At 58.2% G+C, this 14,586-nt stretch carries 17 protein-coding genes; 9 read left to right on the top strand and 8 right to left on the bottom strand.

Going from position 1 to position 14,586, the window contains the following annotated elements; all coding sequences use genetic code 11:
• Positions 1-6 precede the first annotated feature (6 nt).
• From I9H09_RS25795 to I9H09_RS25785, 3 genes are all read left to right on the top strand, one after another.
• The gene (locus I9H09_RS25795) at positions 7-1,905 is read left to right on the top strand and encodes a cytochrome c/FTR1 family iron permease (protein WP_122324363.1); all 1,899 of its coding nucleotides are present in this window, start codon (positions 7-9) and stop codon (positions 1,903-1,905) included.
• A 212-nt stretch (positions 1,906-2,117) separates the two neighbouring features.
• Positions 2,118-2,345, top strand: a complete 228-nt coding sequence (locus I9H09_RS25790; RefSeq protein WP_005894697.1) for a hypothetical protein — start codon at positions 2,118-2,120, stop codon at positions 2,343-2,345.
• Between the two features lie 94 nt (positions 2,346-2,439).
• Positions 2,440-2,736 (top strand): hypothetical protein, encoded by a 297-nt coding sequence (locus I9H09_RS25785; RefSeq protein WP_005894700.1) that lies wholly within the window; start codon positions 2,440-2,442, stop codon positions 2,734-2,736.
• Positions 2,737-2,792: 56 nt separating this feature from the next.
• On the opposite strand, the gene I9H09_RS25780 is transcribed toward I9H09_RS25785, so the two are convergent.
• Both I9H09_RS25780 and prlC read right to left on the bottom strand, forming a co-directional pair.
• Positions 2,793-3,080 (bottom strand): YheV family putative zinc ribbon protein, encoded by a 288-nt coding sequence (locus I9H09_RS25780; RefSeq protein WP_005894703.1) that lies wholly within the window; start codon positions 3,078-3,080, stop codon positions 2,793-2,795.
• Positions 3,077-5,164 (bottom strand): oligopeptidase A, encoded by a 2,088-nt coding sequence (gene prlC / locus I9H09_RS25775; protein WP_162010115.1) that lies wholly within the window; start codon positions 5,162-5,164, stop codon positions 3,077-3,079. The genes I9H09_RS25780 and prlC overlap by 4 nt, the downstream gene beginning before the upstream one ends.
• Positions 5,165-5,240: 76 nt before the next feature.
• Here prlC and I9H09_RS25770 point away from each other — a divergent pair, with 76 nt between their 5' ends.
• A complete protein-coding gene (locus I9H09_RS25770) occupies positions 5,241-5,786 on the top strand; it encodes a gamma carbonic anhydrase family protein (RefSeq protein ID WP_005894708.1) in 546 nt (181 codons plus the stop codon).
• Positions 5,787-5,917: 131 nt separating this feature from the next.
• On the opposite strand, the gene I9H09_RS25765 is transcribed toward I9H09_RS25770, so the two are convergent.
• A complete protein-coding gene (locus tag I9H09_RS25765; protein WP_054997175.1) occupies positions 5,918-6,973 on the bottom strand; it encodes an aminopeptidase in 1,056 nt (351 codons plus the stop codon).
• Between the two features lie 238 nt (positions 6,974-7,211).
• Here I9H09_RS25765 and I9H09_RS25760 point away from each other — a divergent pair, with 238 nt between their 5' ends.
• From I9H09_RS25760 to I9H09_RS25750, 3 genes are all read left to right on the top strand, one after another.
• On the top strand, positions 7,212-8,129 hold the full coding sequence (locus tag I9H09_RS25760) for an Abi family protein (RefSeq protein WP_122312372.1): 918 nt from the start codon (positions 7,212-7,214) through the stop codon (positions 8,127-8,129).
• Positions 8,130-8,147: 18 nt separating this feature from the next.
• Positions 8,148-9,884, top strand: coding sequence for an OPT family oligopeptide transporter (locus I9H09_RS25755; protein ID WP_122347425.1), 1,737 nt, complete (start codon positions 8,148-8,150; stop codon positions 9,882-9,884).
• Positions 9,885-9,966: 82 nt separating this feature from the next.
• On the top strand, positions 9,967-10,395 hold the full coding sequence (locus tag I9H09_RS25750; protein WP_122347426.1) for a PA0061/PA0062 family lipoprotein: 429 nt from the start codon (positions 9,967-9,969) through the stop codon (positions 10,393-10,395).
• Positions 10,396-10,408: 13 nt separating this feature from the next.
• On the opposite strand, the gene I9H09_RS25745 is transcribed toward I9H09_RS25750, so the two are convergent.
• Complete coding sequence (locus I9H09_RS25745; protein ID WP_005894724.1) at positions 10,409-10,642, bottom strand: DUF1161 domain-containing protein; 234 nt, start codon at positions 10,640-10,642, stop codon at positions 10,409-10,411.
• Positions 10,643-10,760: 118 nt separating this feature from the next.
• Positions 10,761-11,192, bottom strand: a complete 432-nt coding sequence (locus tag I9H09_RS25740; protein WP_005894726.1) for an OsmC family protein — start codon at positions 11,190-11,192, stop codon at positions 10,761-10,763.
• A 211-nt stretch (positions 11,193-11,403) separates the two neighbouring features.
• On the opposite strand from I9H09_RS25740, the gene I9H09_RS25735 reads away from it, so the two are divergent.
• Positions 11,404-12,405, top strand: coding sequence for an LLM class flavin-dependent oxidoreductase (locus tag I9H09_RS25735; protein ID WP_053479931.1), 1,002 nt, complete (start codon positions 11,404-11,406; stop codon positions 12,403-12,405).
• 152 nt (positions 12,406-12,557) lie between these two features.
• Here I9H09_RS25735 and I9H09_RS25730 read toward each other — a convergent pair whose 3' ends face one another.
• On the bottom strand, positions 12,558-12,785 hold the full coding sequence (locus I9H09_RS25730; protein WP_005894730.1) for a DUF1161 domain-containing protein: 228 nt from the start codon (positions 12,783-12,785) through the stop codon (positions 12,558-12,560).
• A gap of 145 nt (positions 12,786-12,930) precedes the next feature.
• Positions 12,931-13,146 carry a dodecin gene (locus I9H09_RS25725; protein ID WP_005894732.1) on the bottom strand — a complete coding sequence of 72 codons (216 nt, stop codon included), beginning with the start codon at positions 13,144-13,146 and terminating at the stop codon, positions 12,931-12,933.
• A 165-nt stretch (positions 13,147-13,311) separates the two neighbouring features.
• On the opposite strand from I9H09_RS25725, the gene I9H09_RS25720 reads away from it, so the two are divergent.
• Positions 13,312-13,638, top strand: coding sequence for an ElaB/YgaM/YqjD family protein (locus I9H09_RS25720; RefSeq protein WP_005894735.1), 327 nt, complete (start codon positions 13,312-13,314; stop codon positions 13,636-13,638).
• On the opposite strand, the gene I9H09_RS25715 is transcribed toward I9H09_RS25720, so the two are convergent.
• The gene (locus tag I9H09_RS25715) at positions 13,639-14,547 is read right to left on the bottom strand and encodes a LysR family transcriptional regulator (RefSeq protein ID WP_024669998.1); all 909 of its coding nucleotides are present in this window, start codon (positions 14,545-14,547) and stop codon (positions 13,639-13,641) included. It lies immediately after the preceding gene.
• Positions 14,548-14,586: the final 39 nt, after the last annotated feature.

Here is a 14,586-nt window from a genome sequence, read left to right as displayed (position 1 = left end):
TCTGCAATGCCCCTCCGTTCTCGTTTCCTTGCCTGGCTGTTAGTGCCGTTACTGACGCTGTGCAGCCTCGGCGTGCTGGCCGACCCCGTCGAGGGCGCAGCTCAGGCATTGCATCTGCTGGACTATCTCAGCGCCGATTACCCTTCAGCGGTGGCAGATGGCAAGGTTGTGGCCGAAACCGGCTATCAACGGCAGACCGATGCCCTGACCACGCTTCAGGCGCTGATCCTGACGCTGCCAAAGCGTGCCGAGCGTGCGGAACTGGAGCAAGGCATCGCTGAGCTGACACGTGCAGTCAGTGATCGGCAGGACGGCGCTCGCGTCGCCCGTCAGGCCCGGCAACTGGCCGCGAAACTGGCGGCGGCCTATGAAGTCAGCCAGGCACCGGCCATCACGCCGGACCCTGCGCGTGGCGCGCCCTTGTATGCCCAACATTGTTCGGTCTGTCACGGCGATACAGGGGCCGGTGATGGCCCTGCAGGCATCGGCCTGGAGCCGGCACCTTCTAACCTGCGTGATACGGCGCGCCTGGACCGCCTGAGCCTGTACGACCTCTACAGCTCGCTCGGGCTGGGCATCGCTGGCACCGACATGCCTGCGTTCGCTGATCAGCTGGACGATCGTCAGCGCTGGGACATTGCCACCTATATCGCCAGTTTCAGCGCGCAACCGGTGGCCAACGCCACAAAAACCTTCAACATTGCCGACCTGGCGCGTCAGACCCCGGCAGAAGTCCTGGCAGCCGAAGGCTCCGATGCTGCAGCGACCTTTCGTGCTCAACGCGCACAGCCACCACAAGTGCAGCGCGGTCCGGCGCAATTGCTCGACTACACCAGCGTAACGCTGGACAAAAGCCTGGCAGCTTATCAGGCAGGTGACCGCGAGCAGGCCTACGACTTGTCAGTAGCGGCTTATCTGGAAGGCTTCGAGCTGGTCGAAAGCTCGCTGGACAACGTGGACGCCAACGTTCGCAAGGACACTGAAAAGAGCCTGATGGCTTACCGACAGTCGCTGCAGGACAGCTTGCCGCTCCCGCAGGTCGTACAAAAACTGGAGGTCGCCAAAGCCAGACTCAAGCAATCGGCGGGGCTGTTGGGCAGCGATGGCCTGAGCCTGTCGCTGAGCTATATTTCGGGCCTGTTGATCCTGCTGCGTGAAGGGCTGGAAGCGATTCTGGTGCTGGCAGCGATTCTGGCGTTTCTGCGCAACACCGGGCAACAGTCTGCGGTGCGCAGCGTCAATGTGGGCTGGGGCCTGGCGTTGCTGGCCGGCCTGGGTACCTGGGCGCTGGCGGCTTATGTCATTGATGTCAGTGGTGCACAGCGCGAGTTGCTGGAGGGCGCCACGGCGCTGTTTGCCAGCGTGATGGTGCTCTGGCTAGGCGTGTGGATGCACGACCGTCGTCACGCTGACGCCTGGCAGGATTACATCAAAAGCAGCCTGGTCGGCGGCGGCGGCCGTTTCGGGTTCGCGGTGCTGGCCTTCTTCTCGGTATACCGGGAGCTGTTCGAAGTCATCCTGTTCTACGAAACCCTTTGGTTGCAGGCAGGTCCGGCCGGTCACGATGCAGTATTGGCGGGTGGTGCCACAGCGCTGGTGCTGCTGGTGGGTCTGGCGTGGATCATCTTGCGCGGCTCGGCAAAACTGCCCCTGTCGATGTTCTTCGGCATCAACGCCGCCTTGCTCTGCGCACTGTCGGTGGTCTTCGCCGGGCATGGCGTGAAGGCGTTGCAGGAAGCGGGCATATTCGGCACACGTCCGGTGCCGTTCTTCGAATTCGACTGGCTGGGCATTCACGCCGACCTGTACTCGCTTGGCGCACAGGCCGTCGCCCTGACAGCCATCGCTATTCTGTACGGACGAAGCCGCTTGGCCGACAAACGCAGGCATCGGGCAGCAGACTGAACTTACACATGCTCAAGGGCAAGCGGCGTCCGCCGCTTGTCCGGACAGTATTCATACTTGCGATCAACGCCCCGCGTCAGATGTTATGCACACTGTACAAAGAACCACCTGTCAGTTCTGTCAGTAGACGCACTTTTTCTTCAGGCCTAGTGTAGCGGGACGCCAACTCGGCTATCGGGTACTGGCGCATTTACCTGAGAACGAGGTGGGTGATGGCCAAGTACGAGATACGGTTGTGGGCTGAAGATATCGAGCAACACGACCATCCTGAAATAGCCATCCAGTTTTTCGAGGACGACGACCTGCAAGAACAGGCCTGGGTGAGGTTGCATCCCCACGGCACACACCATATTCGCGGTGAACTGGGAAGGGATGAGGAAGTGCTGACTGTTCTGGCACTGGCCTTCAGGAAAAAGGTTTCTGAATTGGCAGATTGGTAAAGCCTGGTTAGCGCTTGTAATAACACCTGACTTACACAGGTGCCGGAGAAGCGGGCAGTACTGGCATCTCAATCAATAAAAGAGGATTGAGAAGATGGCTAATTATGAAATAAAGTTATCGACCGATGAACTGATGGGCGACAGCAGTCCTGAAGTCATGGTGGAATTCTGGAACACCAAGCTCAATGCTGGAAAGGGAGATGTCGAATTTATAAGCTTCGTTACTTCCTCCGGTCAAGGCAAGGGTTATGACACTGTACGAAGCCAGGCAGATGCTGATGGCGATGGCATTCTGGATGCTCGAGACAACACGTTATTGATCGCATTGGCCAACGCGTTTGTGGGGATAGACACGTTGATAAAAAAGAAAAAAGTAAAGAAACCGAATTGATCGTTACATAAAAAGGGGCGCATTAGCGCCCCTGAACACATGGATCGTCACTGAAGTCAGCTCGGATCAACCGGCTTCTTCAACTTCGGATTCGGGAAAAACTGCACGCCCTGAACCTTTGGGTCAGCCGGTTTTACCGCAGCCTTGTTGACGCGCGTGCCCAACTCCTTAGGGATCGAAATCCCTTGGGCATTAAGCGTGTCGCTGTAGCCACACCCCACGCACTCGCGGTGCGGCACGTCGTCTTCGCTCCACATCATCAGCTTGTCAGGCTCGCTGCACGCCGGGCAGACAGCCCCGGCGATGAAGCGTTTCTTGGTAACGATTACCGGTGTATCGGTCATGCTGCCGCATCCTCACTCAAGCCACTGTGACGCAACAATGCGTCAATCGACGGCTCGCGTCCGCGGAAGTCGACGAACAGCACCATCGGCGCCTGTGAGCCACCACGCGCCAGAATCGCTTCGCGGAAGGCGCGACCGGTTTCGGCATTGAGCACGCCATCTTCCTCGAACTTCGAGAACGCGTCGGCAGACAGCACTTCGGCCCACTTGTAGCTGTAATAACCGGCTGCATAGCCGCCTGCGAAGATGTGCGCGAAGCTGTTCGGGAAGCGGTTGTAGGCGGGCGGACGCATCACAGAGACTTCGTCACGAACGCCCTCCAGAACTTCAAGCACGCTGCGGCCATCACCGTGAGTAGCGTGCAGCTCGAAGTCGAACATCGAGAATTCCAGCTGACGCACCATCATCAGACCGGACTGGAAGTTCTTGGCTGCGAGCATCTTCTCCAGCAAGTCCTGCGGCAGTGGTTCGCCGGTTTCGTAATGACCGGAAATCAGTGCCAGACCTTCAGGCTCCCAGCACCAGTTTTCCATGAACTGGCTCGGCAACTCGACCGCGTCCCAGGCCACGCCATTGATACCGGACACACCGGCATGCTCGACACGAGTCAACAAGTGGTGCAGGCCGTGACCGAACTCGTGGAACAGGGTGGTGACTTCATCGTGGGTCAGCAGTGCAGGCTTGCCGGCAACGGCCGGTGTGAAGTTGCACACCAGATTGGCCACCGGGCTTTGCAGCGTGCCTTCAGCCGTGCGGCGACGGTCACGAGCGCCGTCCATCCAGGCACCGCCACGCTTGTTGGCGCGGGCATACAGATCGAAAAAGAAACGCCCGACGTGCTGGCCGTTTTCCTTGATCTCGAACAGACGAACGTCCGGGTGCCAGGTATCGAAGCCTTTCTGCTCGGCGATCTCGATGCCGTAAAGACGCTGGACGATAGCGAACAGGCCGCCGAGCACTTTGTCGATGGGGAAGTAGGCGCGCAGGATTTCCTGAGAAACGCTGTAACGCTGCTCACGCAGCTTCTCGCCGTAGAAACCGCTGTCCCAGCTTTGCAGATCCGGACAGCCCTGTTCGGCGGCGTAAGCCTTGAGCTGCTCCAGGTCCTGAGCGGCGAAGGGCTTGCTGCGCTTGGCCAGATCGCGCAGGAAACTCAGCACCTGATCGCTGGACTCGGCCATCTTGGTCGCCAGGCTCAGCTCGGCGAAATTCGCATAACCCAGCAACTGCGCCAGCTCCTGACGCAGATCGAGAATCTGCTCCATGACCGGAGTATTGTCGTTCTTGCCAGCGTTCGGGCCTTGATCCGAGGCGCGAGTGCAGTAGGCCGCGTAGACTTCTTCGCGCAGCGCGCGGTCTTCGGCGTAGGTCATCACCGCGTAGTAGCTCGGGAATTCCAGGGTGATCAGATAGCCTTCGAGATCCTTGGCCTTGGCGGCGGCAGCCATCTGCTGTTTGGCAGAATCGGTCAGACCAGCGAGGGCGGACTCGTCAGCGACCAGCTTGGTCCAGGCCTGAGTGGCATCGAGCAACTGATTGGAAAACTGACTGCCCAGCTCCGACAGCTTGCTCTGTACTTCGGCGTAACGCTTCTGCTGCTCGGGCGGCAGATCGATACCGGACAGACGGAAGTCGCGCAGCGCCTGTTCCAGGATGGTCTTCTGACCCACATCGAAACCGGCCGCTTCCGGGCCGTTGGCCAGCGCTTCATACGCCTGGAACAACGCGCGGTTCTGACCCATCTCGGTGGAGTAAGCACTCAACGCCGGCAGGCACGATTCGTAGGCTTCACGCAGTTGCGCGCTGTTGCACACGGCATTCAAGTGGCTGACCGGACTCCATGCCGCGCCCAGGCGGTCATTCAATTCGTCCATGGTCAGCACTAGCCCGGCCCAGGTCGGTGTAGAACCCTGTTTGGCGAGGATGTCAGCAATCGCGGCACGGTTGTCGGCCAGGATCTGTTCAATAGCAGGTTTGACATGTTCGGCACGAATCGCCGAAAAGGGTGGCAGGTCGTACGATTGCAGAAGAGGGTTGTTCGCGCTCACGGTTTTGCACCTTGCCTTGAAGAAACACTCAGCCATCTTAATTACAATCGACGCCGACCGCAGCAACCAAACCTGTTCTGCACGCCTATCACTGTCAAAGAAGGAGCCTATCGTGGCTATCCGCACGTTTCAGGAGCACACCCCAGCCCTCGGCGAACGGGCCTTTGTCGATCATTCGGCGATCGTCATCGGCGATGTCGAAATTGGCGCCGACAGTTCAGTCTGGCCGCTGACGGTCGTACGCGGCGACATGCACCGCATCCGCATCGGCGCACGCACCAGCGTGCAGGATGGCAGCGTGCTGCACATCACCCACGCCGGCCCTTTCAACCCGGACGGCTTCCCGCTGCTGATCGGCGACGAAGTAACCATCGGCCACAAGGCCATGCTGCACGGCTGCACATTGGGTAACCGCATCCTGGTCGGCATGGGCACCACCATCATGGACGGCGCTGTTGTCGAAGACGAAGTGATCATCGGCGCAGGCAGCCTGGTGCCACCGGGCAAAGTGCTGGAAAGCGGCTTTTTGTACGTTGGCCGTCCAGTCAAACAAGTGCGCGCACTCACCGAAAAGGAAATCGCCTTTTTCCCTTACAGCGCTACGAACTACGTGAAGCTCAAGGACCAGCATCTGACGGAGGGGTTTGATAAGCCGTAACTATCGTTCCTACGCTCCAGCGTAGGAATATCTCCCGTGACGAATTCTGCGCCGCGCCACGTCCTCAGGGTCGGACGCAGAGCGTCCAGAAAGGCATTACCACGCGGAGCGTCGTAACGATAATCGGGTGCTCAAGGCATCAATGCTCGTAGCGCCGCCTTGCGCGCCTCGACCGGCATCCCGCCCAACTTATCCACAGCCCGATAAAACGCCTGCCAATCCCCGTTCTCCTGCCTGAACAACGCCGCAAACGCTGGCACCCATTGATCATAAAGCCCGAATGGCAGCAGTTTGGCGTTGTTCATCGGGCCTTTGATCCAGCCATCAAAACGCTTGTCGCCCGCCCATTGCTCGTCACGTACCTTCCGATAATCCCGTCGCAGCCGCTCGAACTCCTCAGCCTTGCGCATGCGCATCACCTCAGCCGACAGCGGCTGACGATAAAGCGCCTTGAGCCGCTCGCGGGTATCCAGCACCAGCTGAATAAACTGATCACGCCGCGCCGACTGCGAAACATTCTCGGGCGGCAAACCGCGCGCAGCGCGCCACTGCCGCGTACCTTCCTGCTCGACGAAACTGGCGTAGGACTCATTGAACTCAGTGTCGTCCTTCACATAAAAACGCTGATGCGCCAGCTCATGAAAGATCAGCGTCGCCAAACGCTCGTCGCCCCAGCCCAGCATCGAGCTGAGGATCGGATCATCAAACCAGCCCAACGTCGAATACGCCTCGACGCCACTCAGATACACATCCTTGCCCGCCTGCCGCTGCAACGCCGCCTCGCCACGCGCTCCGCCAGGGCTGTAATAACCGCGATACGCCACACACCCGGCGATCGGAAAACAGTGCGTGACAGGCTCCAGCGAAAACTCATCCGTCGCAAACACATTCCACACCACATAAGGCCGCCCCAAATCCGCATACAGGCGATAGCTCTTGTTATCCGGCAGGTGCAAATGCTCGCTGGCAAACGTCCGCGCCAGTTGCGACCGGGCCAGATGGTCGCGTAAACCGGCGTCCCGCGCCGGGTCAGCGATAATCTTGTCCACCGGCTCACGCGCCTGCAGCAACTGCCACTGCCCCTGCGCCAACTGTCCATAGTAGGAAACGCTGGAGCAACCGGCGAGCAGCGTAAGGGCCATGAGTGCTAAAAGGTTGCTAAGGCGTGAAGCGGCAGGCGTGGGCATGGAGGGCAGGGCTTTGGTAGTTGTGATGGGGTGATGTTATGCCGGACGGGTGGGGGGAGGTGCAAGTGCTGCACTTCACAGCCGAGACCAGCCCCATTGGTCAAATTTGATTGACAGCTTGCCAGCGCACCAATAGCCTTGTGCCCAAGAATAACCCCCACGCCTCGGGCGGGACTTGTCCCGTACTGCGCACCAGGGGGTTAGTTTTTTCTATACCTTGCCAGCAGGAAGCTAAGGCTTGTCACACGTCCCCGTCCTTTTCGATAAGCCTGCAAAAACCCCTCATGCACTCCTGCGCCACCTGCGCAAAAAAGGACTGGATACACGAGGTCAGACTGAAAAAGCACTTCGCGCTTTACAATTTATCGGGCATTACCGATTGCTGATTTACATACGCCCCCTGCAAGATTCAGCCAAGCAGTTTTTTCCTGCTGTGCAGTTTGATGACATTCTGGCGCTCTACGATTTTGATCGAAGACTGCGCCTGCTTTGTCTGGACGGCATCGACCGTATCGAAGTGGCGTTTCGTTCAGTAATCGCTAATACATTGGCTAATCATCGCGCCTGCGGCCCCCATTTTTACTTAAATGCCGTTCATTTCCGGAATATGGATGAGCATCGCGCTTTCCTGAAGCAAGTGATGGGGCTTAGGGGCCAGAATCTTGCGATTCAGCATTATTACGATCACTACAACACTCCAGCCTTTCCGCCCATTTGGGTCGTGCTCGAACAGATGACTATTGGACAGCTGTCGCGACTACTGGCGGGCTTACATCTTGATCACAAGAAAAAAATTGCAACCTGCTTTGGTTATAACGAGGGCGTACTGGGCAGCTGGCTGAAAAGCCTGACGCTGTTACGCAATATCAGTGCTCACCACAGTCGGTTATGGAACACATCAATCACATCCGATACCCCTCAGTTCGCCAAGTCAATAAAGAACGAGTTTCCGACAGAAGCAGATCGAGGACGTTTATTTGCAAGGGCGGTGGCAGTGCAGGCGTTGCTGCAGGTGATTGACCCTACAGCAGACTGGAAACATCGATTCAAAGCGTTAATTGCAACTCTTCCCAACGTCACACTAGGAAAAGCTGGATTGACCTCAGCTGTCTTAGGTTTACCTACTGGTTGGGAGACTCGCCCTTTTTGGAATTGATCAGCGAAAGGATTCCGCATGTCTACAGCCCCAACCCCGCAAATTCCCCCCGTCCAGCGCGAACTCAGCCTGCGTGCCGTCGTTACCGGCGTCATCCTCGGCATCCTGCTTACCCCCTCCAACGTCTACGCAGGCCTGAAGATCGGTTGGTCGTTCAACATGTCGATCATTGCGCTGCTGATCGGTTACGCCATCTGGCAGGGCCTGGCCAAACGCTCGTCCGATCAGCTGCCGTGGACGTTGCACGAGAGCAATATCAATCAAACGGTAGCGTCGGCGGCGGCGTCGATCATTTCCGGTGGATTGGTGGCTCCGATTCCGGCTTATACCTTGTTGACGGGGCAGCAGCTGGATGCGATTCCGATGATGGCGTGGGTGTTTTCGGTGAGTTTTCTGGGGATCTGGATTGCGTGGTATTTGCGGCCTTCGTTGCTCAATGACACCTCGCTGAAGTTTCCCGAGGGCATGGCGACGCTGGAGACCCTGTTGCATATTTACAACCACGGACGGGAAGCGACGACGCGGTTGAAGGTGTTGCTCAGCGCGGCGTTGCTGTCTGCGCTGGCGAAGTGGGTGGATACGTTTGTGTGGGCGTTTCCGCGCTGGTCGCCGAGTGCGCAGCTGGAGCGTTTGACGTTCACCGCAGACCCTTCGCTGCTGTTGGTGGGGTTCGGTGCAATCATCGGCATTCGTGTCGGTATGACGCTCTTGCTGGGTGCCTTGCTGGCGTGGGGCGGGCTGGCGCCTTGGCTGTTGACGCAAGGTCTGGTGACATTGCCGGCTGACAACAGTGGCCCGCAGTTCGCGGCGCTAGTGGAGTGGCTTCTGTGGCCAGGTGTGAGTTTGATGGTCTGCTCGACGCTGGCGTCGCTGACGATTCGGTTGTGGGCATTGCACAAGTCCACAAAGGCAGGCAGCGGCACGATTTGGGCAGTGCCCAAATCGGGACCTGCGCTTGGTCTGATGCTGTCGATCATTCTGGTGGTGAGCCTGCAGGCGCTGTTGTTCGGGATCAATCTGTGGATGGCGTTATTGACCATTCCTCTGGCGGTCTGCCTTGCGGCAGTGGCTGCGCGGGTTGTCGGTGCAACCGGCATTCCGCCTATCGGTGCGATCGGGCAGTTGTCGCAGTTGAGCTTTGGCATCGTCGCGCCAGGTCAGGTCACGATCAATTTAATGAGCGCCAACACGGCGGGCGGGGCGGCAGGACAATGCACGGACCTGATGAACGACTTCAAGGTGGGCAAGGCGATTGGTGCAACGCCACGCAAGCAACTGGTCGCACAAACGCTGGGGATTTTCGTCGGCAGTATCGTCGGGGTGCTGGCCTATATGGCGCTGATCCCGGACCCGCAGACCATGCTGCTCACCGAAGAATGGCCAGCTCCGGCCGTTGCTACCTGGAAGGCTGTGGCGCAAACCCTGACCCACGGGCTGGACTCGTTGTCGGAGAGCATCCGCTGGGCTATTTTCATTGCGGGCCTGGTAGGTGTATTGCTGGGTGTCCTCGACAGCACGTTGCCAACCCGTCGCGCCCGATACTTGCCAAGCGCTGCCGCCCTGGGTCTTGCGTTTGTGCTTCCGGCGTCAGTGTCGTTGATGATGGCTCTCGGCGCGGTGCTCACGTGGGTGGTGAGCTGCCGCTGGGCGAGCCTCACCGAGCGCTTCGCGATTACTGCAGCAGCAGGGCTGATTGCGGGGGAGAGCATCACCGGGGTGGGGGCGTCGTTGTGGCAAATGTTTGGTAACGGGTAACCAGGAAGGTAAAACCTTCGAATACTTATGGCAGGGTATGCGTCAAGCAACACCTCAATCCACGTAGCCTGGAACTACCAAAATGCGCCTGTTCCCCCTGATAACCGCCTTCACCCTCGCGACTCTCGCTGGCTGCGCCGGTCCGTTGCCAGCCGTCGACCCGAACATGGCGTGGGTCGACATGCGCACTATCACCGGTCAGTTGATCATGGCCGACAAGCTGGATGGCGAAAACACTTACGACGGGCGCTATTTTCAGGTGACGCCGGGCAGCCACAAGCTGCAAGTGCGTTATGACTACGAGTACCGGTCGGGCGGGATGGGGATGATTGGTGACGAGTACACAGAGATTACCTGCTACGTCAGCGTTCGGTACGACCACTTCGTCGCAGGGCAGCGCTATGTGCTGGAGGTGCGCTCACTGGCTAACAGTGTAGACGCCTGGCTATACGATGCAGAGCGCAAGGTGGTGGCCGAGGAGGAACAAGAGGGCGGCGTTCATTGCATCTGAACAGCCGGTCCAGTCAGCGATCGTTACGCTGATAGATAATCTTTTTAGTGCCGTTATCGCAGGTGCCTACGACCATATTGGGATCGGTAGCCTCTTCGTTGGCAACGATTTCCAGGGTGTAGGACGTCACGTTATTGGCCTGGATCTTGGCTTCGATTTCATCCTTGAGTTCTTCACAGGATTTAGGCGCTGCCAAGGCGCTGGTGGCCAGCACGGTACAGGTCACAGCCAGAATAAAACGTTTCATGCTCGACTCCTGATCAAAATCAAACCACACGCCGATAGACGCGCGACTGATGAAGCAAGCCAGCTTTATACAGTAGATACAGGAGCGCACAAGGCGCTCCCGCAAGGCTCTCCGTGGATCAGCTCACTAATGTGGCGTCCAGGGTGATCTTGGCGTTCAACACTTTTGAAACCGGGCAGCCTTCTTTGGCCTGCTTGGTCAATTCGTCGAACTTCTCTTGTGTTGCACCCGGCACTTTGGCTTTGAGGGTCAAATGCACAGCGCTGATGGCGAAACCGCCTTCAACCTGGTCCAGCGTTACGTCAGCTTGCGTGTCGATGCTGTCGGCGGTCAGGCCGGCGTTGCCCAGAATCATGGACAGGGCCATCGAGAAACAGCCTGCATGGGCTGCACCGATCAGCTCTTCCGGGTTGGTGCCTTTGCCGCCTTCAAAACGTGCCTTGAAGCCATAAGGTGCTTCACGCAACACGCCGGTTTCCGTGGAGATGCTGCCGATACCGCTTTTCAGATCACCTTCCCAGTGGGCGGATGCTTTCTTGACGATGCTCATGGTGGCTCCTTTTGGAATGAATTTGGATCATTGCTGTTACAAGGTTCTGAGGATAGACGACTCTGGAAAGTTCAACCGTCGGAAAGACCTACCGTTTAAGTAGGTTTTTGCCCGCGTGCCATTGAAAAGCAAGACTTGCGCCCGCACTGCTGTTTCATCATGGGCAGCTCCAGCAGCCAGCCCATCTCAATTCGAGGAGCTTTCCCGGCCTATGAAACGTCTGGCAGATGTAAAAATTTCGACTCTTGATCTGGTCCCTGTGCGTCATGACAGGGGGCCAGCGGAGTCCTTGCGCAACTCTCTGAACCTGGCTCAACACGTTGAAAAACTGGGCTACAACCGCTTCTGGGTGGCGGAACACCACAACATGGACGGTATCGCCAGTTCAGCGACCTCTGTGCTGCTGGCGTACCTGGCCGGTGGTACGTCGACCATTCGCGTGGGCGCTGGCGGGATCATGCTGCCCAACCACGCGCCGCTGGTGGTGGCCGAGCAGTTCGGCACCCTGGCAAGCCTTTATCCCGACCGGATCGACCTGGGCCTGGGCCGCGCACCAGGTTCCGATCAAATGACCGCACGTGCGCTTCGTCGCGAGCGCTCCGGCAGCGCCGAGGACTTCCCGGATGATGTCACCGAGCTGATGGAATATCTGGGGCCGCGCACGGCTGATCAAAAAGTGATCGCTGTACCAGGCTCGGGCACCAATGTACCGATCTGGTTGCTGGGGTCGAGCCTGTTCAGCGCTCAACTGGCCGGCATGCGCGGGCTGCCGTATGCCTTCGCTTCGCACTTCGCGCCGCGCTACATGCACGAGGCGATTCGTGTTTATCGCAATCATTTCCAGCCATCCGCAGTGCTCGACAAGCCGTACGTGATGCTCGGCGTTCCGCTTTCTGCGGCAGACACCGACGAACAGGCCGAGTACCTGGCGACCTCGGTCTACCAGCGCATTCTGGCGTTGATGCGCGGGCACAGCCTGATGCAGCGGCCACCGGTCGAATCGATGGACGGCCTGTGGCTGCCACATGAGCGTGAAGCAGTAGCGAGTTTTCTGGGGCTGGCAATGGTCGGCGGTCCGGACAAGATCCGCGCCAAGCTGGATGTGCTGCTCGAGCAGACCGATGCCGATGAACTGCTCTTCACCTGCGACATGTATGAGCATCAGGATCGACTGCGCTCATACGAGATTCTGGCGCAGGTTGCACACGGCTAGGCGACTTTCCGAATCGGAAATAATCGACCGCAAACACAATCGCCCCGGACAGAGAACACTCGGTCCGGGGCGATTCTGTTCATCTACCCCGCAAACGGGATTAACCGACGGCCCGACCTGAATCAGATTCGAACGTCAGGCTCGACCGGTAATCAACCGCGCTGGTAGACAATTTCCTTGGCGCCGCCTTCACAGGTGCCGACGACTTGCTTGTCGGACGAAGCACTGCCTTTCTCGACGACTTCCAGCGTGTAGGACGTTACGCCCTTCGCTTGCAGTCTGGCGTCGATTTCACTTTTCAGTTCTTCACAGGGTTTACCTGCCGCGAGGGCAGTGCCTGCGATGCTCAACAAGCCTACAGCCAACAAAAACTTCTTCATGGGTAATCCCTCTCGTCCGGCCATATACAGACGCCATCGGAACAGGCGCCCACTCAACATCCCACGCTCATACCCCTCCCGTGACGGGTAACAGGGTATGTAGCGCAGATTATGGCAATCGGCCAGCCAAAAGGTTCAGCGGTGCTTAGCTGTGAGTGATACGGAAGCCGACTTTCAGGGTGACCTGAAAATGCGCCACTTTGCCATCCTGGATATGACCACGTGTTTCGGTCACTTCAAACCATTCCATAAGCTCAAGGCTTTTGCTGGCTTCGGCCAGGGCGTTATGGATTGCATCTTCGATGGTGGTGGTGGAAGAGCCGACGATTTCGACTTTTTTGTACGTGTGGTGATCGGTCATGGCAGTTCTCCTGGGGTCTGAAAAAGGCGCGATATAAAGCGCGCTCCCTGCTTCTGTCAGGGGAACGCGCGCAAAAGTTCAGCGCTTTATACAAATCGCATCGCACTTTCCAAAAAGCCCGCAGTCCGAAACAACACGCTCACTCATCATTGCAGGAGAAACACCATGGCTACTACTTCACTTCGTAAGGCCTCGTTGCAGAGTATGGAAGCTGAGATCGAGAGCCTCTTGAAGTCGCTCGAAGGCCTGAAAGCCGATGCTACCGACGAGTCGCGCAAGACCCTGAAAACATTGAAAGCCAATGCGGAAAGCGCATTGAGCCATTCGCGCAGCCTGCTCAGCGATGTCTACGAAGACGTCAAAGAGAAGACCCGCGAAAACGCGCTGGCTACCCGTGACTACGCTCAGGAACACCCATGGACTACCGCCGGTGTTGCCGTCGGTGCTATCGGCCTGATCGCAGCCTACATGCTGTTCAAGCGCGGCAACTGATCAGATTTTGATCGGGTCTCCAGACTGCCTTAGCTCATTTTTTAACCACTGAGCCAACTGTTGCGCCCGACCATCGGCCGCACGTCTGGGTACCCAAAGCGCTAGCTGCGCCGGGGTTTCGCTGAAACCCCATGGCGCAGCCAGGCGTCCGGCCTTCAGGTCATCGATGACCAGCGGCTCCGGTGCAATCGCAATCCCCAAGCCAGCCACGGCTGCCTCCAGCAAATAATACAAATGCTCGAACCCCTGACCATAGCGCAGCGTCTGCGGATCGATCCCGTTTTGTTGCGCCCAACTCGGCCATGCCTGAGGCCTTGAAGTCGTTTGCAACAAAGACTCTTCCAGCAATACATCGGCAGGCGCTTCACGCAGGCTGTCGAATCGTGCGAAGCGGGGGCTCAATACCGGTCCTATTCTTTCGCTGGCCAGCTCGAATACCTGCATGTCAGCCGGCCACGGTGGCTCGGCAAATACCAACAATGCATCCAGCCCCGGACGACGCGGATCAAGATCGCCTTCGCCAGCCGACAGATGCAAGCGCAGGTCAGGCAACTCAGCATTCAAACGGCTCAGACGCGGAATGAACCAGCGCGCCAGCAGGCTCCCGGAGCAGCCCAGTACGAAGGGCGCATTGGCGCTTACCTTGCTCAGTTCGACGCAGACACCACGCAACCGATCAAACGCCTCGCCACTGACATCGCGCAGCCGAATACCCGCATCTGTGAGTTTCAGGCCACGTCCGTCCTTGCTGAACAGGCTCACGCCCAGATGCTCCTCAAGCACCTTGAGCTGACGACTGACAGCGCCATGCGTAACGCTTAGCTGTTCAGCAGCCTGGCTGACGCTGCCCAGTCGGGCAGTGCTTTCGAAGGCGCGCAGGGCGTTGAGGGGAGGGAGGTCACGGCTCATGATCTGTGAGTTTTCCTGACAGGTTTCTGCGATCTTATC

It is taken from the genome of Pseudomonas tremae (assembly GCF_023278125.1).
In the GTDB taxonomy this organism is placed as follows: domain Bacteria; phylum Pseudomonadota; class Gammaproteobacteria; order Pseudomonadales; family Pseudomonadaceae; genus Aquipseudomonas; species Aquipseudomonas tremae.
Note: the sequence above shows the minus strand (reverse complement) of the source record. Positions and strands in the feature narration are given on the sequence as shown.

What these genes read in the sequence shown, in the direction of transcription:
- I9H09_RS25750 (WP_122347426.1), top strand. Translation starts at nt 9,967, where the DNA reads ATGCGCCTGTTCCCCCTGATAACCGCCTTCACCCTCGCGACTCTCGCT.
- I9H09_RS25740 (WP_005894726.1), bottom strand. Translation starts at nt 11,192, where the DNA reads ATGAGCATCGTCAAGAAAGCATCCGCCCACTGGGAAGGTGATCTGAAA.
- I9H09_RS25790 (WP_005894697.1), top strand. Translation starts at nt 2,118, where the DNA reads ATGGCCAAGTACGAGATACGGTTGTGGGCTGAAGATATCGAGCAACAC.
- I9H09_RS25720 (WP_005894735.1), top strand. Translation starts at nt 13,312, where the DNA reads ATGGCTACTACTTCACTTCGTAAGGCCTCGTTGCAGAGTATGGAAGCT.
- I9H09_RS25795 (WP_122324363.1), top strand. Translation starts at nt 7, where the DNA reads ATGCCCCTCCGTTCTCGTTTCCTTGCCTGGCTGTTAGTGCCGTTACTG.
- I9H09_RS25735 (WP_053479931.1), top strand. Translation starts at nt 11,404, where the DNA reads ATGAAACGTCTGGCAGATGTAAAAATTTCGACTCTTGATCTGGTCCCT.
- I9H09_RS25755 (WP_122347425.1), top strand. Translation starts at nt 8,148, where the DNA reads ATGTCTACAGCCCCAACCCCGCAAATTCCCCCCGTCCAGCGCGAACTC.
- I9H09_RS25785 (WP_005894700.1), top strand. Translation starts at nt 2,440, where the DNA reads ATGGCTAATTATGAAATAAAGTTATCGACCGATGAACTGATGGGCGAC.
- I9H09_RS25730 (WP_005894730.1), bottom strand. Translation starts at nt 12,785, where the DNA reads ATGAAGAAGTTTTTGTTGGCTGTAGGCTTGTTGAGCATCGCAGGCACT.
- I9H09_RS25715 (WP_024669998.1), bottom strand. Translation starts at nt 14,547, where the DNA reads ATGAGCCGTGACCTCCCTCCCCTCAACGCCCTGCGCGCCTTCGAAAGC.
- I9H09_RS25765 (WP_054997175.1), bottom strand. Translation starts at nt 6,973, where the DNA reads ATGCCCACGCCTGCCGCTTCACGCCTTAGCAACCTTTTAGCACTCATG.
- I9H09_RS25745 (WP_005894724.1), bottom strand. Translation starts at nt 10,642, where the DNA reads ATGAAACGTTTTATTCTGGCTGTGACCTGTACCGTGCTGGCCACCAGC.
- prlC (WP_162010115.1), bottom strand. Translation starts at nt 5,164, where the DNA reads ATGGCTGAGTGTTTCTTCAAGGCAAGGTGCAAAACCGTGAGCGCGAAC.
- I9H09_RS25725 (WP_005894732.1), bottom strand. Translation starts at nt 13,146, where the DNA reads ATGACCGATCACCACACGTACAAAAAAGTCGAAATCGTCGGCTCTTCC.
- I9H09_RS25780 (WP_005894703.1), bottom strand. Translation starts at nt 3,080, where the DNA reads ATGACCGATACACCGGTAATCGTTACCAAGAAACGCTTCATCGCCGGG.